Origin of the sequence: Streptomyces sp. TLI_105 (assembly GCF_900105415.1) — a bacterium.
GTDB lineage: Bacteria > Actinomycetota > Actinomycetes > Streptomycetales > Streptomycetaceae > Streptomyces.
This window is the reverse complement of the sequence record NZ_FNSM01000001.1, coordinates 1499894-1519060: the sequence shown is the minus strand read 5'-3', so window position 1 is coordinate 1519060 and position 19167 is coordinate 1499894. Positions and strand designations below refer to the sequence as shown.

Sequence of the window (19167 nt, the reverse complement as noted above, 5' to 3'; positions counted from 1 at the left end):
GGTCGGAGGCCCGCCGGGTGTCCGGCGGCCGGGGGATCAGAGGGGCGCGGGGGAGGACAGGGCCGTGTCGACGGAGGCGAAGGTGACGCCGTGGTCGGCCAGCGTCTCGGCGACCACGCCGCCGAGGAGGGTGAGGGCCAGGAGGAGGTGCTCGTCGCCGATCTCGCGGTCCTTGCGGGCCAGGGTCACGCGGAGCGACTTCTCCAGGACGGCCTTCGCCTCGCGGGAGAAGGCGAGCCGGCCCGACCGCCACCCGGCGTCCTTGCGGTCGCCCGCCAGCGCGCCCGTGCCGTGGCTCTCCTCGACGCGCTCGACGATCGCGCCGACGTCGATGCCGAGGCCGGCCAGGGCCTCCTCGTCCGCCCGGGACAGTCCGGCCCGGCGCCGCGCGTCGGAGAGCGCGGCGAGCAGGGACGGGCGGTGCTCCGGCGGGCACAGCCGCCCGAGCACCGCCGCCGCGCGGGTGTCCTCGCGGTCGAGCAGGGCCAGGAGGAGGTGCTCCGGGGTGACGACGGCCGCGCCGCCGCGCTCCGCGTGCGCGGCGGCGCCCTTCACCGTGGCACGCGCGGCCTTCGTGAACCGTTCGAACATCACTGCCTCCCGTACTTCTTGTGGACGGCCTGCCGGCTGACACCCAGCTCGGTCGCGATCTCCTGCCACGACCATCCCTGGTTGCGCGCGCCGCGCACCTGGACGGCCTCCAGCTGTTCCAGCAGTCGCCGCAGAGCGGAGACGGCCCGCAACCCGACCCGGGGGTCACGGTCGCCGGCCCGCGCGGCGAGATCGGTCGCATCGGTCATGATGTCAATGTAGGTTGACACCCGGAAGGATGTCAACCCCAGTTGACGTCCGAGACGCCCCCACTGTCGGTGCCGTCTCCTACGGTGACCCCATGAGCATGATCGAGTACGTACGAGGCGACGCCACCGCACCCCACGGCAAGGGCGTCAAGGTCGTCGCGCACGTCTGCAACGACCTCGGGGGCTGGGGCAAGGGCTTCGTCCTCGCGGTCTCCCGCCGCTGGCCGGAGCCGGAGGCGGCCTACCGGCAGTGGCACCGCGAGCGCGCGCGGAACGACTTCGGCCTCGGCGCGGCCCAGTTCGTCCAAGTCGAGCCGTACGTCTGGGTGGCCAACCTGGTGGGGCAGCGGGGGATGCGGACGGCGCGGAGCACCGGCGTGCCCGTGCGGTACGAGGCCATCGACGTCGCCCTCGCACTGCTCGCGGACAAGGCGGCCGAGCTCGGGGCGTCCGTGCACATGCCGCGCATCGGCTGCGGGCTCGCGGGCGGTTCCTGGGAGAAGGTCGAGCCCCTGGTCCTCCGGCGGCTCGCGGAGCGGGGGATACCGGTCACCGTGTACGACTTCGGCGGGTAACGGGCGCTGGGGCGGGGTGTCGTGGGGGTGTTCGGCCGGGCGGGCTAGAGTCGGCGGCTGTTCGAATCGGGGGATCGGGAACAGGGGAGTCAGATGTACGCGCAACTCAGGGAGACGGCCGACGAGTTGGCCGGAGTCCTGTGGCGGGAGCACACCGTCTACCGGGAGCGGGGCGGCGGTGTGGTGATCCGGGGCGAGCACGTGCGCCGATGGATCAGCCTCGCCCCGACCGGGGGGAAGGACCGGGCCCTGCTGCGGGCCGGGCGGATCCTGGACGGGGGGACGACCGCCCCGGCCCGTACGGAGGTGGTCGTCGACCTGACGGCCGGGACGGCGGAGCTCGCGACCGTCTGCCGCCGGCTGCTCGCCGAGGTCGCCGCGGCCGCCGAGCCCGCGCCGGGGCCGTCCCGGGCCGGAAGGCCGGGGAAGCCCGGAAAGCGGGAGAAGCCGGGGCGGGCGGCTCGTGCCGCCCGCCCCGGCCGCCGCCCCCGCAGGGAGCGGCACACCAGCCCCGGTTCCTGGTTCGTCCTGCTCTGCGTCGTCGCGGTGCTCGGTGCCTGGCTGTACAGCCTCTTCGGGCGGTACCCCTACTGAGGCGCCGCTCCGGTCAGAAGCCGGTGACGGGGTAGTGGTCGGAGAGGTTGGTGTAGGTGTACTGCGTGCCCCAGCTGGAGACCGTCCACGGCGCGCTCTGCTCCAGGACCACGTTGTTGGTCCAGCCGGCGGGCCGGGCGTTCCCGGACCGGTAGAGGACGTAGTCGAGGTCCTCGCGCGGGTCCGTCGGGTAGCGCTCGGAGGCGATCGAGTTCAGCTGGGTGTCGAAGGAGTACGGGTGGCCGGTGCGCGCGTCGGCCCCCACCAGGCCCGCGTCGGCGAGCATCGTGCCGTACTCGGGGGTGTGCGAGTCGACGTTCATGTCGCCGGCGACGACGACCTGCTCGTTCGCCGGGATGTTCTTGGCGTCGAGGAAGGCGTCGATCGTCTTGAACTGCCGGCTGCGCATCTGCGCCGCCTCGCCGGCCGAGCAGCCCGGGTCGGTCGACTGCGCGTGCGTGCCGACGACGTGGACGAGGCTGCCGTTCACGTTCAGGACGGTGTAGGCGAAGCCCTTGTTCGAGTACCAGTCGGCGCCGCAGGCGTCCTTGTAGACGTACTGCTCCTTGCGGACGATCGGCCACTTGCTGAGGATCGTCACCCCGCCGTCCTCGGGCGTGGTCGAGGAGTAGGCCCCTCCGGTGGCGTCCCAGCCGGTCTTGCTGCGGCCGACGACGGGGGTCTGGTACGGGTACTGAGCGGCGGCGTTCGCCTTGAGGGCGTCCGAGGCGGAGTTGTCGAAGGCCTCCTGGAGCACGACGACGTCCTGCCCCTGGAAGAAGGGCGCGGCGGGGATCGCCTTGGCCCGGTGGTCCTGGCCCCAGTTCGGGTACAGGGTCTTGGAGAACAGGAACGTGTTGTACGTGAGCACCTTCAGCCGGGGCGCCTCGGTGGCGGCGGCGGTCGCGGCCGGGGCGGCCGTCACCAGGGTGACGGCGGCGAGCGCGAGCGAAAGGGCGGCGCCGGGGGCGCGGCGGAGCGCGGCGAGCGACACGTGAACTCCCATGATTGCGTGGGGGGTTGGACTGGCGCCGCACATACAATCAGCCGTGGTTACCTTCCGGTAGCCTCTGGGTGCCGGGAATCTTGCCGAGCTCGCAAGATCACGCCAACTCTCGTCCCGGTGTCTGATTTGTCACTTTTTGGAGCAGGTAGAATGCGCGCATGACCCTCGCGAACTCCACTGTCTTCAAGATGGACCTCGGTCCGCTCAACCCCGTCTGGGCCGAGCTCATCCTCGGCCTGGTGTTGTTCGGGCTCACCTTCCTCATCCTGGCGAAGGGCATCCTCCCGAAGATCAAGCGCACCCTCGACGAGCGTGAGGACGCCATCGACGGCGGCACCGGGCGCGCCGACGACCTGCGCTCCGAGGCCGCCGCGATCCGCGAGCAGTACGAGGCGGAGCTCGCCGAGGCCCGCCACGAGGCCGCGCGCATCCGCTCCCAGGCCACCGAGGAGGGCTCGGCCGCCATCGCCGCGGCCCGCGCCGAGGGCCAGGCCGAGCGCGACGCGATCCTCGCCGCCGGTGCCGCCAAGATCGCCGAGGAGCGCGCCGCCGCCGAGCGCGAGCTCAACGCCGACGTCGACGCCTGGGCCCACGCCCTCGCCGCCCGTATCGTCGGCGAGCCGGTCGGCGCCGACCGCGCCTGACCCCGCACTTCCCCGAAGGGGCCGTCACCCGGGCCGCAGCGCCCGCGTGACGGCCCCTTCGTCATGGGTGCAGCCTGGAAACGTGAGGAGAAGGCCATGGAACGTGTGAAGCCGCTCGACCGCGCCCCGGCCGGTCGCGACCCCGCGCCGCCGCCCGTCGGCGGAGTGCTGTGGAGCGTCGCGGGGGACGTCCGGGCGCTCCTGATGCTGCCCGCCGCCCTCACCCTGCAGGTCGCCCACCCCGCGATCGGCGCCGGCGTCGACGACCACTCCGTCTTCCGCACCGACCCCTGGGGCCGGGGGGAGCGCTCCCTGCGGTCGCTCCAGCTGTGGATCTACGGTGGCGAGGAGGCCGCCAGGGAGGGCCGCCGGCTCCGGGAGCTGCACCGGACCATCCAGGGCACCGACGCCCACGGCCGCCGCTACCACGCCCTCACCCCGGCCTACTACTCCTGGGTGCACGCGACCGGCTTCCCCATCTACCGGCACGGTCTCCGCCTCCTCGCCCGCCCCCTCACCGAGGCGCAGGAGCGCCGGCTGTACGCCGAGTGGCTCCAGGTCGGCCGGATCCTCGGCATCCACGACCGGGACATGCCCCAGACGATCGAGGAGTTCTGGCCGTACTACCGGAAGGTCCTCGCCGAGGAGATCGAGGCCACCGCCGTCGTACGGGAGCTGCTCGACACCGACCTGCCGCTGCCCGCCCCGGACCGGGGCCCGTTGCCGCTGCGGCTCGCCCTCCGTCTCCTGTGGCCCGCCCTCCGCCGCCCCTTCCTGCGGCTGCGCGCCTTCCTCACCGTCGGTCTGATGCCGCCGGACGCCCGGGAGGCCATCGGCTTGGAGTGGACGGACGCGCAGGAGCGCACCCTGCGCCGGTTCGCCCGGGTCGTCCGTGCCGTGGTTCCGGTCCTGCCGGAGCGGCTGCGCTACCTGCCCCTGGCCCGGAAAGCCCGAGGGGCCGCCCGCCGCGCGACGCGCTGACGGACGGCCTCACCGGTCAGGGTCCCTCCCCGTTGTGGGCAGTCGTTCCGCCGGGGCGAGGGGGTCCCCCCTGCTCGAGCGAAGCCGAGAGCTTGGGGGAGGGTGGGCACAACGGACGGCGCCCTTGCCGGGCCTAGGCTCCCGAGCCTGGACCCGCACCGGAACGTGCGGCGCACGCGTGGTGCGGGTCCAGGCGCGGAATGCGGAGGCGCCGCTGAGGGCGCCGTCCCGTGTGCCCACCCGTCCCGCCCTGCGGGACGATTGCCCACACGGGGGTGCGGGAGGGGCACCGCCCGGCGGGTACCGCCCACACGGGTGAGGACCGGGCCGCGGCGGGGCCCGGCGGCCCGGCCCTCGGCCGGATCAGTGCCCGGCGTGGTGTCCGGGTGCCTCGTTCTCGTGGATCGTGTTCGTCTCCGCGATCTTCTTCCACGACTTCGGCTGCACGGGCTTCGCCGGCTTCGCGGCGGAGCGGGCCGACGGCGCAGCCGCGGGGGCGGACAGGCCGGCCGGGGCGGCGGCCGGAGCGGCCGGCTTCGACGGCTGGTAGAGCCAGGTGTCGAAGAGCGCGGCCAGCGGCTTGCCGGAGACGCGCTCCGCGTACCGGACGAAGTCCGAGACGTGCGCGTTGCCGTACGCGTGCTCCTGCGGCCAGCCCTTCAGGATCGCGAAGAAGTCCTCGTCGCCGATCTCGTTGCGCAGGGCCTGGAGCGCCAGCGCGCCCCGGTCGTACACGGCGCTGTGGAACTGGTTCTCGGCGCCCGGGTCACCCGGCTTCACCGTCCAGAACGGGTCGTCGGCCGCCCGCGTGGCGTACACGTAGTCCGCCAGTTCCTGGGCCGTGCCCTCGCCCTCCTTCTCCGACCACAGCCACTGGCTGTAGCGGGCGAAGCCCTCGTTGACCCAGATGTCCTTCCAGTCGCCGACGGACACGCTGTCGCCGTACCACTGGTGCGCCAGCTCGTGGACGACCACCGACACGTTCGCGCCGTTGGCGAACTGGCGGGGGCTGTAGAACGGACGGGTCTGCGTCTCCAGGGCGAAACCGCTGGTCACGTTCGGCACGTAGCCGCCCAGGGAGTTGAAGGGGTACGGCCCGAAGACCGACTCCAGCCACTCCGCCACCTCGGTGGTGCGCTCGATCGAGGCGCGCGCCGCGCCCGCGTTGTCGCCGAGGTCCTTGCTGTACGCGTTGAGGACGGGCAGCCCGTTCGCGGTCTTGTCCGTCGTGATGTCGAACTTGCCGACGGCGAGCGTCGCCAGATAGGTCGCCTGCGGCTTGTTGGAGCGCCAGTTGAAGCGGGTCCAGCCGAGCCGCGAGGACTGCGACTGCAGCACGCCGTTGCTGATGGCCTGGTGGCCGTCCGGCACCAGCACCGAGACGTCGAAGGTGGCCTTGTCCAGCGGGTGGTCGTTGGACGGGAACCACCAGACGGCCGAGTCCGGCTCCTGCGCGGCGACGCCGCCGTCCGGGGTGCGGGCCCAGGCCGACCAGCCGTCGATCTTGAACTCGGAGGGCTTGCCCGCGTAGCGGACGACCACCGAGATCGGCGTGCCCTTCGCCAGCGGGGACGCCGGGGTGACCTCCAGCTCGTGGTCGCCCGAGGTGGCGAACTTCGCCAGGCGGCCGTTCACCCGGATCTCGCTGACCTGCAGACCGAGGTCCAGGTTGAAGCGGGACAGGTCCTGCTTGGTGGTGGCGAGGATCGTCGCCGTGCCCTCCAGGAGGTCCGTCGCCGGCTGGTACTTCAGGCGCAGGTCGTAATGGGAGACGTCGTAGCCGCCGTTGCCGCTGGCGGGGTAGTAGGAGTCGCCGATGCCCGGGGCGCCGGGGGTGAAGGAGGCCGCCGATGCCGGGATCGCCAGCAGCAGGGAGGCCGCGAGGGCGCTCGGAACGATGAGTCTGCGGTGCACAGGTGCTCCCCAAGTCATAAGAAACGTAAGACGCGCGGGTGGTCGTCGGTCCTTAGTTCGGACCTTATTCAGCCTTCCGACGCACCGTCACGTCCAGAGGACCCCCTGTCACACGATCGCCATTCGGCCGACATGAACCCGTCCGTCACCGGAATGACCCGGAATCCCCCCGATTCCCTACGGCACTCTTTTGCCCGGGAGTTGACCGGGGTACGTTCCGGCGCATGCCGATGCGAAAGCGGAGAACCCGCGGAGCCCGACTGACGTACGGAACCCTCGTTTCCGCGGCCACGGCCGCCCTGTTCGCGACCCTGGTCACCCCCGCCGGCGCCCGGCCGGAACCGGTGTCGTCCTTCCCGCGCGAGTCCCGGCCCGTCCACTCGTACGCCGACGCCGTCCGCGAGTCCGTCTGGGTCGACACCGGCCTCGACGGCGACGGCGACGGACGCGCCGACCGGGTCGCCGTCGACATCGTGCGCCCCCGCGAGCCCGCGGCGGCCGGCCGGAAGGTCCCGGTCATCATGGACGCCAGCCCGTACTACTCCTGCTGCGGACGCGGCAACGAGGGCCAGAAGAAGACCTACGACGCCGACGGCAACCCCGTCCAGCTCCCGCTCTTCTACGACAACTACTTCGTCCCCCGCCGCTACGCCTTCGTCGCCGTCGACCTCGCCGGCACCAACCGCTCCGACGGCTGCGACGACGTCGGCGGACGCTCCGACGTCCGGTCCGCGAAGGCCGTCGTCGACTGGCTGAACGGCCGCGCCCGCGGCTACACCTCCCGCACCGGCGGGACCCCGGCCCGCGCCACCACCTGGAGCACCGGGAACGTCGGCATGATCGGCAAGAGCTGGGACGGCACCATCGCCAACGGCGTCGCCGCCACCGGCGTGGAAGGGCTGAAAACGATCGTCCCGATCGCCGCGATCTCCTCCTGGTACGACTACTTCCATTCGCAGGGCGCCCCGCTCTACAACGCCAACCCGAGCTGGCTCTCCGAGTACGTGAACAGCCCTGAGGCGCAGGGCCGCTGCGGCGCCGTCCAGGACCGGATCACCGCGGGCACCCCCTACAGCGGCGACCGGACCCCGACCTGGACCGAGCGCGACTACGTGAAGGACGCCGGCAAGGTCAGGGCCAGCGTCTTCGTCGTCCACGGACAGCAGGACCTCAACGTCCGCGCCAACCACTTCGGCCAGTGGTGGGACGCGCTCGCCGCCCACGGCGTCGAGCGGAAGATCTGGCTCTCCCAGACCGGCCACGTCGACCCCTTCGACTTCCGGCGCGCCGACTGGGTCCGCACCCTGCACCGCTGGTTCGACCACTACCTCCTCGGCTACGACAACGGCGTCGACCGCGAGCCCGTCGCGGACGTCGAGCGCGCCCCGGACGTCTGGACCACCGACCGGCAGTGGCCGGCGCGCGCCGCGACGACCACCACCCTGCGCCCCGCCCCCGGCGCCGCCTCCGGGCCGGGCGTCCTCGGCCGCGCGCCCGCCGCCCCCGGCTCCACCGCGACCTTCACCGACGACCCGGGCCTGGGCGAGCTGGACTGGGCCGCCCGGATCGACGGCGCGACCCCCGAGAAGGCCGGGTTCGCCACCCGTCCGCTCTCCCGGGACCTGCGGATCTCAGGCTCCTCGAAGGTGACGGTCACCGCGACCCCGACCACCTCCACCGCGCACCTCTCCGCCGTCCTCGTCGACCTCGGCCCCGACACCATCCGGGACTACGCGGCGGCCGGCGAGGGCATCACCACCCTCACCGACCGCACCTGCTGGGGCGCGAGCACGCCGGGCGACAGCGCCTGCTTCAAGGAGACCGCGGCCCGTACGGCGGACGTGGCGTACACGGTCGTCAGCCGGGGCTGGGCCGACCTCGGCACCTGGGCCGACCCGCGCCAGGAGCGCCCGCTGATCCCCGGAAGGGCGTACACCCTCACCCTGGACCTCGCCCCGACCGACCACGTCGTCCCGGCCGGCCACCGGCTCGCCCTGATCGTCGGCGGCACCGACAAGGACCTCCTCGATCCTCCGTCGACCACCCCGACCCTCACCCTCGACCTCACCCGCACCTGGGCGAAGGTGCCCCTCGTCGGCGGCGCCGGGGCGTTCGACCGGGCGACCACGGGAGCGGACCCGGCCGTGCCCCCGCCCACGGCGGTCCCGTCCCTGAGCGGTCCCGTCCCGCCGGCCGCCGTCACCGGACCGCGCCTGCCCGGCCCGGGAGCCGCCCGGTGAACCCCCGTACCGCACCCGCGACGAACGGGAGCCGCCCATGAATTCGCCGACCAGGTACCGGAGTTCCCGGCGGTCGTTCGCCCTCGTCGTGGGTGCCGCCGTCCTCGCCCTGCCGCTCGTCACCGTCCCCGCGAAGGCGGCGGACAGCGCGCCCGCGAAGACCCTCCCGCGCACCGGCTTCGAGGAGAGCCGGGGCGCCCGGTGGACGACCGAGGCCGAGGAGGGCGAGTTCCTCGCGGCGGTCGACCGGGGGAGCGACCGGGTGTCGCTGCGCGAGATCGGCACCACCGGCCAGGGCCGCCCGCTGCGGCTCGCCACCGTCGGCGCGGGCCGCGCGGGCACCACCGTGCTGCTCGTCTGCAGTCAGCACGGCGACGAGCCGGCGGGCCGGGAGGCCTGTCTGAGCACGGTGCGCGACCTCGCGTACGCCCAGGACCGGGAGACCCGGCGCTTCCTCGCCCGCACCACCCTCCTCGTCGTCCCCACCGCCAACCCCGACGGCCGGGAGGCCGACACCCGGGGCAACGGCGACGGGATCGACGTCAACCGCGACCACCTCGCCCTGCGGACCGCCGAGGCGCGCGCGATCGCCGCCGTCGTCCGCGACCGGAAGCCCGCCCTCGTGTACGACCTCCACGAGTACGGCGCCACCCCCCGCTACTACGACAAGGACCTGCTCGCCCTCTGGCCCCGCAGCCTCGACGCCGACCCGCACGTCCACGACGAGTCCCGGACGCTCTCGGAGTCCTACGTCCGGCCCGCCGCCGGGCTCGCCGGTTACAGCAGCGGCATCTACGGCATCTGGACCGACCCCCTCACCGGCGAACCGGTCAAGCAGGTCGCCGGTGACGGCCAGGAGCGGATCCTGCGCAACACGGCCGGCATCAAGCACTCCGCCGGGCTGCTCGTCGAGACCCGGGTGGACGCCCTCGACCAGGCCGAGAAGGATGATCCGGCCCTCAACCACCGGCGTCGCGTCGCCACCCAGCACGCCGCCCTGCAGGGGGCCTTCGGCTATCTCGACGAGAGGCGCGGGCCGCTCACGGCGGCCACCTCCCTCGCCCGGCGCGCCGGCTTCGCCGACCGGGGTCCGGTCTACCTCGGCGGCGCCGACAACGACCCGGCCGAGCCGGAGGAGATCCTCGCCGATCCGCCCTGCGGCTACCGCCTGGACGCCGCGCAGTACGCCGAGGTGGGCGACGAACTCGCCCTGCACGGCGTGAGCGTACGGACGGAGGGAGCGGGGGCGTTCGTGCCGCTGCGCCAGTCACAGCGCGCGCTCGTCCCGCTGCTCCTGGACGCGCGGGCCGCCTATCACCTCGTCAGTGGGAGTCCTGTGGAGGAGTGTTGACGATCGGGTGCCCCCGGCCCGGCGTGGCGCGATTCCGATGTTTGCCGAGGTAAAGTTACCGGTCGGTACTGACCATGCCTCGAACAGGGCTCCACCGCCCTGAAGTTGGAGAGCCATCATGCGCCACACCAAGCCCGCACACCGTACGCTCACGGCCCTGCTCGCCACGACGCTGCTCGCCGGGGGCGTGCTGCTCGGACAGACGGCGACCGCCGAGCCGGCCGCCGCCAAGCCCATCACCTGCAACGTCAGCAAGCTGCGGGCGGACGCCCGCAAGGAGCGCGACCGGGGCAACCAGCTCAAGCACCTCGGCGCCACGGCGGAGGCCCGCAAGGCCTTCGCCCGCGCCGACGCCCTGGAGCGCAGGGCCAAGCAGTGCGCCGACGCGGACCGGAACAACAAGCCGCCGCTCTGGAAGTAGTACGTCACGCGGGGCGGTTGCCATCCGAAAGGAGGCAGCCGCCCCGCGGTCGTTCCGCCCCGCTCCCCGCCCGAACCCCGCCCCGCCCCCTCAGCCGACCGCCAGCTCCGCCGCCCGCTCCGCACAGCCCCAGGCCACCGTCACCCCCGCGCCGCCGTGACCGTAGTGGTGGACGAGCCGCCCGCCGCCCGGCAGCGGCACCGCCTCGATCCGCACCCCGCCCGTCCGCGCGGGCCGCAGACCCACCAGGTGTCCGAGGACCCGGGCCCCCGCGATCTCCGGCCGTACCCGCGCGCACCGCGCCACGATCGCCGCCGCCGTCGCCGGATCCGGGGCGAGCCGCTCGTCGCCCTCCTCCGCCGTCCCGCCGAGGACCAGCCGATCGGCATGCGGGAAGTAGTACGTCGTCTCGCCCGCCGACTCGTCCGCCGCCGTGAACCACTCCTCGATCCCCGGGTTCTCCACCAGCACCAACTGCCCCCGCACCGGCCGCACTCCGGGATCCGGCACGAGCTCCCGCGCCGCGAGCCCCGTGCAGTCGACCACCACCGGGGCCAGCGCCGCCGCCTCCTCGAAGCCGGCGACCCCGCGATCCTCGAAGATCCCGCCCATCGCCTCGAACCGGCTGCGCAGGAAGGCCAGATGGACCGGCATGTCGATCAGCGGCAGACGCGCCGCGAGCCCCGTCCGGTACGGCCCCGGCACCTCCTCCGGCGCCAACTGCCGCAGCCCCTCGACCTCCTTCGCCCACGGACCGAGCCCGTCGAGGACCGTGCCCGCGTGGACCCCCGACACCCACCGGACCCCGCTGCGCTCCGGATCGACGGCCAACTCCTCGTACACCCGCAGGGAGGCGAGCGCCCAGGCCCCGACCTCGGCCGCCGGCTCGATCCGGTAAGGCCACCACAGGGCGCCCGCCACCGCCGAGGTCGTTCCCCTCACGGCGTCCCGGGACCGGATCCGCACCCGCAGCCCGCGCTCCGCCAGCCTCGTCGCCGTCGCCAGACCGACGACCCCGCCCCCCACCACGATCACGTCGCTCCTCATGCCCGGGACCGTACCGGGACCGGGACATTTCCAAGACGGCGCGGCCACGGAAGGCGGAAATACTCGAGTCATGCCGGTCCCGCACACGTCCTTCGACCTCGCCCCCGCCGCCCCGTCGGGCGGCGACCCCCACCACCACGACTTCCTCGTCGACGGCAGGCCGCTGCTCCACCGGCTCGACGAGACCGACGGCTTCGACACCGTCTCGCCCCTCGCGGCGGACCTCCCGCCCACCGTTCGCGCCGAGCACGCCCACCGCCTCCTCCTGGCCGACGGCACCCGCCAGGTGATCCACTCCTGCCCCGACTGCGAGGACCCAGGCTGCGGCGCGGTCACCGCCGTCGTCGCCCGCGAGGGAGGGGACGTCGTCTGGCGCGACTTCGCCTGGCAGACCGGCACCGCCGCCGACCCCGTGCGCGAGGGCTACCCCGGCGTCGGGCCGTACCGCTTCCACGGCGCGACCTACCGGTCCGTACTGCTCCGGCTCCTCGAATCCTCGGCGTGTCGCCGCGTCGCCTAGGATTCGTTCCCTGATGACTGCAACCCTCGTCGCCAAGGACCTCGCCGCCGGCCACGGCGAGCGCACCCTCTTCGCCGGACTCGACCTCGTCGTCGCCCCCGGTGACGTCATCGGCCTCGTCGGCGTCAACGGCGCCGGCAAGTCGACCCTGCTGCGGCTGCTCGCCGGGCTCGACACCCCGGAGGAGGGCGAGCTGCGGCTCTCCCCGCCCACCGCCGCCGTCGGCCACCTGCCGCAGGAGCCCGAGCGGCGCGCGGGGGAGACCGTGCGGGAGTTCCTCGCCCGCCGCACCGGCGTCGCCGCCGCCCAGGCCGCCATGGACGAGGCCACCCAGGGCCTCGTCGACGGCACGCCCGGCGCGGACGACGCGTACGCCTTCACCCTGGAGCGCTGGCTGAACCTCGGCGGCGCCGACCTCGACGAGCGCGCCGAGGAGGTCGCCGACTCCCTCGGCCTCACCGTCGGCCTCGACCAGCCGATGACCGCCCTCTCCGGCGGCCAGGCCGCCCGCGCCGGCCTCGCCTCCCTGCTGCTCTCGCGCTACGACGTCTTCCTGCTCGACGAGCCCACCAACGACCTCGACCTCGAAGGCCTGGAGCGCCTGGAGTCCTTCGTGAAGGGGCTGCGCGCCGGGACGGTCGTCATCAGCCACGACCGCGAGTTCCTCACCCGCACCGTCACCAAGGTCCTCGAGCTCGACCTCGCCCAGCAGCAGATCACGCTGTACGGCGGCGGTTACGAGGCCTACCTGGAGGAGCGGGACAGGGCCAGGCGGCACGCGCGCGAGGACTTCGAGGAGTACGCCGGCAAGAAGGCAGCCCTCGAAGCGCGCGGCCACATGCAGCGGTCCTGGATGGACAAGGGCGTGCGCAACGCCCGCCGCAAGGCCACCGACGGCGACAAGCTCGGCCGCAACGCCCGCAGCGAGGCCAGCGAGAAGCAGGCCGCCAAGGCCCGGCAGACCCAGCGCATGATCGAGCGCCTCGACGTCGTGGAGGAGCCCCGCAAGGAGTGGGAGCTGCGGATGGAGATCGCGGCCGCGCCCCGCTCCGGCTCGGTGGTCGCGACCCTGCGCGAGGCCGAGGTGCGCCGCGGCGACTTCTCCTTCGGCCCCGTCACCCTGCAGATCGACTGGGCCGACCGGGTCGCCGTCACCGGGGCCAACGGTGCCGGGAAGTCGACCCTGCTCGCCGCCCTGCTCGGTCGGCTGCCGCTGGACTCCGGGGACGCGGTCCTCGGCTCGGGCGTCGTGGTCGGCGAGGTCGACCAGGCCCGCAAGCTCTTCCACGGTACGGAGACGCTCCTGGAGGCGTTCTGTGCGGCCGTGCCGGAGACGGAGCCCGCCGAGGTCCGTACCCTGCTGGCCAAGTTCGGTCTCAAGGCCGTCCACGTGATGCGGCCCGCCACCACGCTCTCGCCGGGCGAGCGGACGCGCGCCGCGCTCGCCCTGCTCCAGGGCCGGGGCGTGAACCTGCTCGTCCTCGACGAGCCGACCAACCACCTGGACCTGCCGGCCATCGAGCAGCTGGAGTCCGCCCTCGACTCGTACACCGGCACGCTGCTGCTCGTCACCCACGACCGGCGCATGCTCGACGCGGTCCGCACCACCCGCCGCGTCGAGGTCGCCGACGGCAAGGTGACCGAACTCTGATGCCGCTCCCGTACGGACCGGGCCGCACGGCGCCGGTCTCCTCCGGCCGGTGCCCGCGATGACGGTCTCCTTCGGCTGGGGGCCCGTCGAGGCGCGGGCCCTCGCTCCGGCGGCCGCCTGCGTGGTCGTGGTCGACGTGCTGTCCTTCACCACCGCCGTGGGCGTCGCCGTCGAGCGCGGCACCGCCGTCCTCCCGTACCGCTGGCGCGACGCCACGGCCGCCGCGTACGCGGGGGAGAAGGACGCCGCGCTCGCCGTCGGCCGGGGCGAGGCCACCGGGGCGCACCCGTGGACGCTCTCCCCGGCCGCCCTGCGCGCGGCGCCCGTGCCCGACCGGCTCGTCCTGCCGTCCCCGAACGGCTCCACCATCGCGGCCGAGGCCGCTTCGGGCGGCGCGGTCGTCGTCGCCGCCTCCCTGCGCAACCACTCGGCCGTCGCCCGCCGGCTCACCGACCGGGGCTACGGCACGGCCGCCCGCCCGCTCGCCGTCATCGCCTCCGGCGAGCGGTGGCCCGACGGCTCGCTGCGCCCGGCGCTCGAAGACCTGCTGGGCGCGGGAGCGGTGCTCTCCGCCCTCGGGGGCCCGCACACCCGAATGACCCCGGAGGCGACCGCGGCGGCCACGCTGTGGGCGGCGACCGAGGACCCGGTCGCCGCCTTGCACGGCTGCGACTCGGGCCGTGAACTGTACGAGTACGGCTTTCCGCAGGACGTGGCCGTGGCCGCCGAGATCGACAGCTCGACGGCCGTGCCCGTCCTGGTGGACGGCGCTTTCCAGGAGGCACGATGACCGACCTACTGACCCGGCTGACCGAGATGCTGGACGATCTGGACGCGGACGTGGACGAGACGATCGACCTCGCCGACGAGATCGCCGCCTCGGGCGACGCCGGTCTCCTGCCGCGCCTCCAGGCGGAGCTGGACCGGGCCCTCACCGAGCGGAACGCCTACGCCCGGGAGCTCCTCGGCGGCGTCCTCGCGGCCCTCGGCGGCCCGGACGCCCTCCCCGCCCTGGTCCGCGCCTCCGCCGTCGACCTCGGGGACGACCAGGACGGCCTGGCCGCCGAGATCGTCGACCTGGTCCAGGCGGACCCGAGGGAGGCCCGTCGTGTCCTCCAGCCGATGACGGAGGACGACGACCTCTCCGTCGCCAACCGCGCCGACTGGGCGCTGCGCTTCCTCCCGTAACCGGGGCGGACGCGAAGAGGCCACAGCCCGGTGGGCTGTGGCCTCGTTCCTGCGGACGCGGGGGTCAGGGTCTACCAGTAGGGGCTGCAGTCGACGGCGCCGGTGCCGCTGTCCTTGAGGCACACGCGGTAGTAGTAGCCGCTGCCGCCGAGCATGTTCGACCAGTCGGAGCCCGGGTCGGGGATCGTGACGGAGAGGCTGCGGATCAGCGGGCCGGCGTAGCCGTTGTGCTTCTCGATGTAGCCGTAGTGGTCCCACCAGTTGTCGGGGCCGTAGGGGTCGTTGACGCGGACCCAGGCGGCCTGACACTTGGCCGACCAGCGCAGCTCGGCCTTGCTGATGCCGTCGGAGACGGACGTCTTGGTGACGGCGTCGCCGTCGCAGGCCTGGGAGACGGGGCCGAGGTTGTCGCAGCCGGCACCGGAGCAGCCGGCGGCGTACGAGGTGCCCGCGAGCGGGACCAGGGCCATGGTCATCGCGGCCGCGGAGACGCCCGCGACCTTCGCGATCATGCGCTTCATCTCTGTTGCTTCCTCCGGGAGCAGGGACAACTCGCGGCCCCCGTGGAGGCCGGAGTTGATCTTGGCGGCTCGCCCTGTCCACGTCAACGGGTAAAACGGTCCGCCCCGCCCCGACGCCCGGTTGATCCGGGTCGTCCCCGCGTCCCCTGCCGGGGAGCGCGCGGACGACCTCGGGCCGTCTGTCGGACACCACATCCGACCTGCGCGTCTATCGGCGCTTGTTACCGCCCTCGCCGAGCAGGCCGGCCTTGCGGAGGGCGTCTGCCATCGCGCTGTTGGCGGGCGCGGGCGCCGCCGAACGGTCCCGGCCGCCCCGCTCCCCGCGGTCGCTGCGGTTTCCGCCCTCCGCCCGGCGGCCACCGCCCTGACGCTGCTGCGGCGGCCGGCCGGAACGCTCGCCCCGGTCCCCACCCTCGCCGCGCTCGCCGCGGTCACGCCTGGGCGCACCGCCCTGGCCGCCCGCGCCCGGCTCGTCGTCCAGCCGCAGCGTCAGCGAGATCCGCTTGCGCGGGATGTCCACGTCCACGACCTTCACCTTGACCACGTCACCGGGCTTCACCACGTCACGCGGGTCCTTGACGAAGGCCTTCGACATCGCCGACACGTGCACCAGGCCGTCCTGGTGCACGCCGACGTCCACGAACGCGCCGAACGCGGCCACGTTGGTGACGACACCCTCCAGGACCATCCCCGACGCCAGGTCGCCGATCTTCTCGACGCCCTCCTTGAAGGTGGCCGTACGGAACGCCGGACGCGGGTCACGGCCCGGCTTCTCCAGCTCGCGCAGGATGTCCGTCACCGTCGGCAGGCCGAAGGTCTCGTCGACGAAGTCGTCCGCCCGCAGCGAGCGCAGCGTGCCCGTGTCGCCGATCAGCGCCGCGACCTCGCCGCCGGTCGCCTTCACCATCCGGCGCACCACCGGATACGCCTCCGGGTGCACCGCCGAGGCGTCGAGCGGGTCGTCGCCGCCCCGGATGCGAAGGAAGCCCGCGCACTGCTCGTACGCCTTCGGGCCGAGCCTGGCCACGTCCTTGAGCGCCTTGCGGGAGCGGAAGGGGCCGTTGGCGTCCCGGTGCGCGACGATGTTCTCCGCGAGACCGGAGCTGATGCCCGAGACCCGCGAAAGCAGGGGCGTCGAGGCGGTGTTGACGTCCACGCCGACGCCGTTCACGCAGTCCTCGACCACCGCGTCGAGCGAACGCGAGAGCTTCACCTCGGCCAGGTCGTGCTGGTACTGGCCGACGCCGATGGACTTCGGGTCGATCTTCACCAGCTCCGCGAGCGGGTCCTGGAGCCGCCGGGCGATGGAGACGGCGCCGCGCAACGACACGTCGAGGTCCGGGAGTTCCTGCGAGGCGAAGGCGGAGGCCGAGTAGACCGAGGCGCCGGCCTCCGAGACCATCACCTTGGTCAGCTTCAACTCGGGGTGCTTGGCGAGGAGTTCGGCCGCCAGCTTGTCGGTCTCGCGGGAGGCCGTGCCGTTGCCGATCGCGATCAGCTCGACCGCGTGCTCCTTCGCCAGGCGCGCCAGCTTCTCCAGCCCCTGGTCCCACTTGTTGGCGGGGACGTGGGGGTAGATCGTGTCGGTGGCGACGACCTTGCCGGTCGCGTCGACGACGGCGACCTTCACACCCGTGCGGAAACCGGGGTCGAGCCCCAGCGTCGCCCGGGTGCCGGCCGGCGCGGCGAGCAGCAGGTCCCGCAGGTTCGCCGCGAAGACCCGGACCGCCTCGTCCTCGGCGGCCGTGCGCAGCCGCAGCCGCAGGTCGATCCCGAGGTGCACCAGGATCCGGGTCCGCCAGGCCCAGCGGACCGTGTCCTGGAGCCACTTGTCCCCGGGTCGGCCGCGGTCGGCGACGCCGAAGCGGTTCGCGACGATCCCCTCGTACGAGGAAGGTCCCTCCGTCGGCTCCTCCGGCTCGAGGTCCAGGCTGAGGACGTCCTCCTTCTCGCCGCGCAGCATGGCGAGCACGCGGTGCGAGGGCAGCGCCGTGAAGGGCTCGGCGAAGTCGAAGTAGTCGGCGAACTTCGCTCCCGCCTCCTCCTGCCCCTCGCGGACCTTCGCCACGAGCCGCCCGCGGCCCCACATGCGCTCGCGCAGCTCACCGATGAGGTCGGCGTCCTCGGAGAACTTCTCGGCGAGGATCGCCCGCGCGCCCTCCAGGGCCGCGGCGGCGTCCGCGACGCCCTTGCCGGCGTCCACGAAGGCCGCGGCGGCGGCCGCCGGCTCGACGGAGGGGTCGGCGAGCAGCCCCTCGGCCAGCGGTTCGAGCCCTGCCTCGCGGGCGATCTGGGCCTTCGTCCGGCGCTTCGGCTTGAAGGGCAGGTAGATGTCCTCCAGGCGCGCCTTGGTGTCGGCGGCCCGGATGCTCGCCTCCAGCTCGGCCGTCAGCTTGCCCTGCTCGCGCACCGAGTCGAGGATCGCCGACCGGCGGTCCTCCAGTTCGCGGAGATAGCGCAGCCGCTCCTCCAGGGTGCGCAGCTGCGCGTCGTCGAGCATCTCGGTCGCTTCCTTGCGGTAGCGCGCGATGAACGGCACGGTCGAACCGCCGTCGAGGAGCTCGACGGCTGCCCTCACCTGTCGCTCGCGTACGCCGAGCTCCTCGGCGATCCTTGCTTCGATGGACGTCGTCACGGTGTCCCGACTCGCCTTCTCGTGCCTCAAGCTTGCGAGTGCATTCTGCCGGGTCGGTCACCCGTATGCGGCAACCGGCCCGTCCCGCGCGCGTCCCCGTCCCGCCGGGTCAGCCCTTGCCGAGCAGGTCCGCGGGGAACGCGCCCGCGCCGACCGCCGTGACCAGGAAGCCGCGTCCCAGCTCGGTGAGGCGCTCGACCCCGGCCGCACCGAGGTGCTCGTACGGCGCGGAGTCCAGCCGGTCGGTGTGCTCCTCCAGCTCGGCGCGCAGGGCCGTCCCCGCCTCCGTCAGCTCGCCCTCGGCGTCGAGGAGTCCGCGCTCGCGCAGCCGCTCCCCCGCCGCCTCCCAGTCGGCGTGCCGCCAGCCGCGCGTGCCGAGGATCCAGCGCGGGGACATTCCCTTGCCGGTGGCGGTGTGGGAGGCGAGGGCCTCGACGGGGTCGAGCCCGGCGGCGAGCAGGGCCGAGAGGTGGCCGTCGCCGCGGTGCTCGCGGAGCAGGGTGGCGGCGTACCAGTAGGCGAGGTGGGGCTGCTCGGGCACCGGCAGGTCGGCGTTGGCCGAGTAGAGCGGCCGGGCGTGCCGGGTGCAGGCCTCGGTGGCGCGCAGGGCGAGCTCCGCCGCCTCGGCCATCTCGGGGGAGGCGACGACGTCGTCGCCGAGCAGCCGCCGCAGGGTGGCGTCGGCGGTGCGCAGACGCGCGTCCAGGACCTCGGCGGGGGAGGCGGTCTCCCAGACGGCCGGGAGGTGCCCGGAGAGGAACTCGTGGTTGTAGTTGTAGAAGGTCGCGGCGACGGTGCCCGCCCCGACCGCGCCGAGGGCGGCGCTCCGCGCGGCGAGCCGCATCGCGCTCCGGTCGGTGAAGCCGAGGGCGGTGAACTCCCGGTCCAGGTCCGGCGAGAAGTACAGCGTGGAGTGGAGGGGGTTGAGGGCGTTGTGGCACTGGCGGCCCGCGCGCGGGGGAAGGGCAGTCGTCATGGACCGAACGTTACCGACTGGTCGGTACGACGGGAACAGCCGGACGGCGCCGAGCGGGCGCGGGATGGCAGGAAAGGTGGGTTCCGCGTCGTTGCAGACGCCA

General features: G+C 73.6%; 19 protein-coding genes. 11 read left to right on the top strand and 8 right to left on the bottom strand.

Annotated features, from left to right (window positions below):
• Positions 1-36 precede the first annotated feature (36 nt).
• Both BLW86_RS06890 and BLW86_RS06885 read right to left on the bottom strand, forming a co-directional pair.
• A complete protein-coding gene (locus tag BLW86_RS06890; RefSeq protein ID WP_093873191.1) occupies positions 37-591 on the bottom strand; it encodes a Clp protease N-terminal domain-containing protein in 555 nt (184 codons plus the stop codon).
• Positions 591-800 carry an RNA polymerase sigma factor sigma-70 region 4 domain-containing protein gene (locus BLW86_RS06885; RefSeq protein WP_093878538.1) on the bottom strand — a complete coding sequence of 70 codons (210 nt, stop codon included), beginning with the start codon at positions 798-800 and terminating at the stop codon, positions 591-593. The genes BLW86_RS06890 and BLW86_RS06885 overlap by 1 nt, the downstream gene beginning before the upstream one ends.
• A 92-nt stretch (positions 801-892) precedes the next feature.
• On the opposite strand from BLW86_RS06885, the gene BLW86_RS06880 reads away from it, so the two are divergent.
• On the top strand, positions 893-1375 hold the full coding sequence (locus BLW86_RS06880; RefSeq protein ID WP_093873190.1) for a macro domain-containing protein: 483 nt from the start codon (positions 893-895) through the stop codon (positions 1373-1375).
• A gap of 93 nt (positions 1376-1468) precedes the next feature.
• On the top strand, positions 1469-1969 hold the full coding sequence (locus BLW86_RS06875; RefSeq protein ID WP_093873189.1) for a hypothetical protein: 501 nt from the start codon (positions 1469-1471) through the stop codon (positions 1967-1969).
• A 13-nt stretch (positions 1970-1982) separates the two neighbouring features.
• Here BLW86_RS06875 and sph read toward each other — a convergent pair whose 3' ends face one another.
• On the bottom strand, positions 1983-2975 hold the full coding sequence (gene sph / locus BLW86_RS06870; protein ID WP_093873188.1) for a sphingomyelin phosphodiesterase: 993 nt from the start codon (positions 2973-2975) through the stop codon (positions 1983-1985).
• A gap of 158 nt (positions 2976-3133) precedes the next feature.
• Between sph and BLW86_RS06865 the strand changes: the two genes are divergently transcribed.
• Both BLW86_RS06865 and BLW86_RS06860 read left to right on the top strand, forming a co-directional pair.
• Positions 3134-3619 carry a F0F1 ATP synthase subunit B family protein gene (locus BLW86_RS06865; protein ID WP_093873187.1) on the top strand — a complete coding sequence of 162 codons (486 nt, stop codon included), beginning with the start codon at positions 3134-3136 and terminating at the stop codon, positions 3617-3619.
• Between the two features lie 96 nt (positions 3620-3715).
• Positions 3716-4600 (top strand): oxygenase MpaB family protein, encoded by an 885-nt coding sequence (locus BLW86_RS06860; RefSeq protein WP_093873186.1) that lies wholly within the window; start codon positions 3716-3718, stop codon positions 4598-4600.
• Between the two features lie 363 nt (positions 4601-4963).
• Here the strand turns inward: BLW86_RS06860 and BLW86_RS06855 are convergent, their stop codons facing one another.
• The gene (locus tag BLW86_RS06855) at positions 4964-6514 is read right to left on the bottom strand and encodes a M1 family metallopeptidase (RefSeq protein WP_093873185.1); all 1551 of its coding nucleotides are present in this window, start codon (positions 6512-6514) and stop codon (positions 4964-4966) included.
• Between the two features lie 224 nt (positions 6515-6738).
• On the opposite strand from BLW86_RS06855, the gene BLW86_RS06850 reads away from it, so the two are divergent.
• From BLW86_RS06850 to BLW86_RS06840, 3 genes are all read left to right on the top strand, one after another.
• Positions 6739-8754 carry a Xaa-Pro dipeptidyl-peptidase gene (locus BLW86_RS06850; protein ID WP_093873184.1) on the top strand — a complete coding sequence of 672 codons (2016 nt, stop codon included), beginning with the start codon at positions 6739-6741 and terminating at the stop codon, positions 8752-8754.
• Between the two features lie 37 nt (positions 8755-8791).
• Positions 8792-10105 carry a M14 family metallopeptidase gene (locus BLW86_RS06845; protein ID WP_093873183.1) on the top strand — a complete coding sequence of 438 codons (1314 nt, stop codon included), beginning with the start codon at positions 8792-8794 and terminating at the stop codon, positions 10103-10105.
• Between the two features lie 118 nt (positions 10106-10223).
• Positions 10224-10526 (top strand): hypothetical protein, encoded by a 303-nt coding sequence (locus BLW86_RS06840; RefSeq protein ID WP_093873182.1) that lies wholly within the window; start codon positions 10224-10226, stop codon positions 10524-10526.
• Positions 10527-10616: 90 nt separating this feature from the next.
• On the opposite strand, the gene BLW86_RS06835 is transcribed toward BLW86_RS06840, so the two are convergent.
• Entirely contained in the window at positions 10617-11573 is a 957-nt protein-coding gene (locus BLW86_RS06835) for an FAD-dependent oxidoreductase (protein WP_093873181.1), read from the bottom strand.
• 70 nt (positions 11574-11643) lie between these two features.
• Between BLW86_RS06835 and BLW86_RS06830 the strand changes: the two genes are divergently transcribed.
• The 4 genes from BLW86_RS06830 to BLW86_RS06815 are packed head-to-tail and all read left to right on the top strand — an operon-like array spanning position 11644 to position 14932.
• Entirely contained in the window at positions 11644-12093 is a 450-nt protein-coding gene (locus BLW86_RS06830) for a hypothetical protein (protein WP_093873180.1), read from the top strand.
• A 13-nt stretch (positions 12094-12106) separates the two neighbouring features.
• Positions 12107-13744 carry an ABC-F family ATP-binding cassette domain-containing protein gene (locus BLW86_RS06825; RefSeq protein ID WP_093873179.1) on the top strand — a complete coding sequence of 546 codons (1638 nt, stop codon included), beginning with the start codon at positions 12107-12109 and terminating at the stop codon, positions 13742-13744.
• 58 nt (positions 13745-13802) lie between these two features.
• The gene (locus BLW86_RS06820) at positions 13803-14534 is read left to right on the top strand and encodes a 2-phosphosulfolactate phosphatase (protein ID WP_093878537.1); all 732 of its coding nucleotides are present in this window, start codon (positions 13803-13805) and stop codon (positions 14532-14534) included.
• On the top strand, positions 14531-14932 hold the full coding sequence (locus tag BLW86_RS06815; RefSeq protein WP_093873178.1) for a hypothetical protein: 402 nt from the start codon (positions 14531-14533) through the stop codon (positions 14930-14932). The genes BLW86_RS06820 and BLW86_RS06815 overlap by 4 nt, the downstream gene beginning before the upstream one ends.
• A gap of 71 nt (positions 14933-15003) precedes the next feature.
• Here the strand turns inward: BLW86_RS06815 and BLW86_RS06810 are convergent, their stop codons facing one another.
• The 3 genes from BLW86_RS06810 to BLW86_RS06800 all read right to left on the bottom strand — a co-directional run bounded on the left by BLW86_RS06810 (position 15004) and on the right by BLW86_RS06800 (position 19064).
• A complete protein-coding gene (locus BLW86_RS06810) occupies positions 15004-15453 on the bottom strand; it encodes a DUF2690 domain-containing protein (RefSeq protein WP_177181583.1) in 450 nt (149 codons plus the stop codon).
• Between the two features lie 208 nt (positions 15454-15661).
• The gene (locus BLW86_RS06805) at positions 15662-18088 is read right to left on the bottom strand and encodes a Tex family protein (RefSeq protein WP_093873176.1); all 2427 of its coding nucleotides are present in this window, start codon (positions 18086-18088) and stop codon (positions 15662-15664) included.
• A gap of 109 nt (positions 18089-18197) precedes the next feature.
• Complete coding sequence (locus BLW86_RS06800) at positions 18198-19064, bottom strand: SCO6745 family protein (protein WP_093873175.1); 867 nt, start codon at positions 19062-19064, stop codon at positions 18198-18200.
• Between the last annotated feature and the right edge of the window lie 103 nt (positions 19065-19167).

Coding starts and splice junctions, on each gene's coding strand:
- BLW86_RS06890 (WP_093873191.1), bottom strand. CDS start 591: ATGTTCGAACGGTTCACGAAGGCCGCGCGTGCCACGGTGAAGGGCGCC.
- BLW86_RS06885 (WP_093878538.1), bottom strand. CDS start 800: ATGACCGATGCGACCGATCTCGCCGCGCGGGCCGGCGACCGTGACCCC.
- BLW86_RS06880 (WP_093873190.1), top strand. CDS start 893: ATGAGCATGATCGAGTACGTACGAGGCGACGCCACCGCACCCCACGGC.
- BLW86_RS06875 (WP_093873189.1), top strand. CDS start 1,469: ATGTACGCGCAACTCAGGGAGACGGCCGACGAGTTGGCCGGAGTCCTG.
- sph (WP_093873188.1), bottom strand. CDS start 2,975: ATGGGAGTTCACGTGTCGCTCGCCGCGCTCCGCCGCGCCCCCGGCGCC.
- BLW86_RS06865 (WP_093873187.1), top strand. CDS start 3,134: ATGACCCTCGCGAACTCCACTGTCTTCAAGATGGACCTCGGTCCGCTC.
- BLW86_RS06860 (WP_093873186.1), top strand. CDS start 3,716: ATGGAACGTGTGAAGCCGCTCGACCGCGCCCCGGCCGGTCGCGACCCC.
- BLW86_RS06850 (WP_093873184.1), top strand. CDS start 6,739: ATGCCGATGCGAAAGCGGAGAACCCGCGGAGCCCGACTGACGTACGGA.
- BLW86_RS06845 (WP_093873183.1), top strand. CDS start 8,792: ATGAATTCGCCGACCAGGTACCGGAGTTCCCGGCGGTCGTTCGCCCTC.
- BLW86_RS06840 (WP_093873182.1), top strand. CDS start 10,224: ATGCGCCACACCAAGCCCGCACACCGTACGCTCACGGCCCTGCTCGCC.
- BLW86_RS06835 (WP_093873181.1), bottom strand. CDS start 11,573: ATGAGGAGCGACGTGATCGTGGTGGGGGGCGGGGTCGTCGGTCTGGCG.
- BLW86_RS06830 (WP_093873180.1), top strand. CDS start 11,644: ATGCCGGTCCCGCACACGTCCTTCGACCTCGCCCCCGCCGCCCCGTCG.
- BLW86_RS06825 (WP_093873179.1), top strand. CDS start 12,107: ATGACTGCAACCCTCGTCGCCAAGGACCTCGCCGCCGGCCACGGCGAG.
- BLW86_RS06820 (WP_093878537.1), top strand. CDS start 13,803: ATGACGGTCTCCTTCGGCTGGGGGCCCGTCGAGGCGCGGGCCCTCGCT.
- BLW86_RS06815 (WP_093873178.1), top strand. CDS start 14,531: ATGACCGACCTACTGACCCGGCTGACCGAGATGCTGGACGATCTGGAC.
- BLW86_RS06810 (WP_177181583.1), bottom strand. CDS start 15,453: ATGAAGCGCATGATCGCGAAGGTCGCGGGCGTCTCCGCGGCCGCGATG.
- BLW86_RS06800 (WP_093873175.1), bottom strand. CDS start 19,064: ATGACGACTGCCCTTCCCCCGCGCGCGGGCCGCCAGTGCCACAACGCC.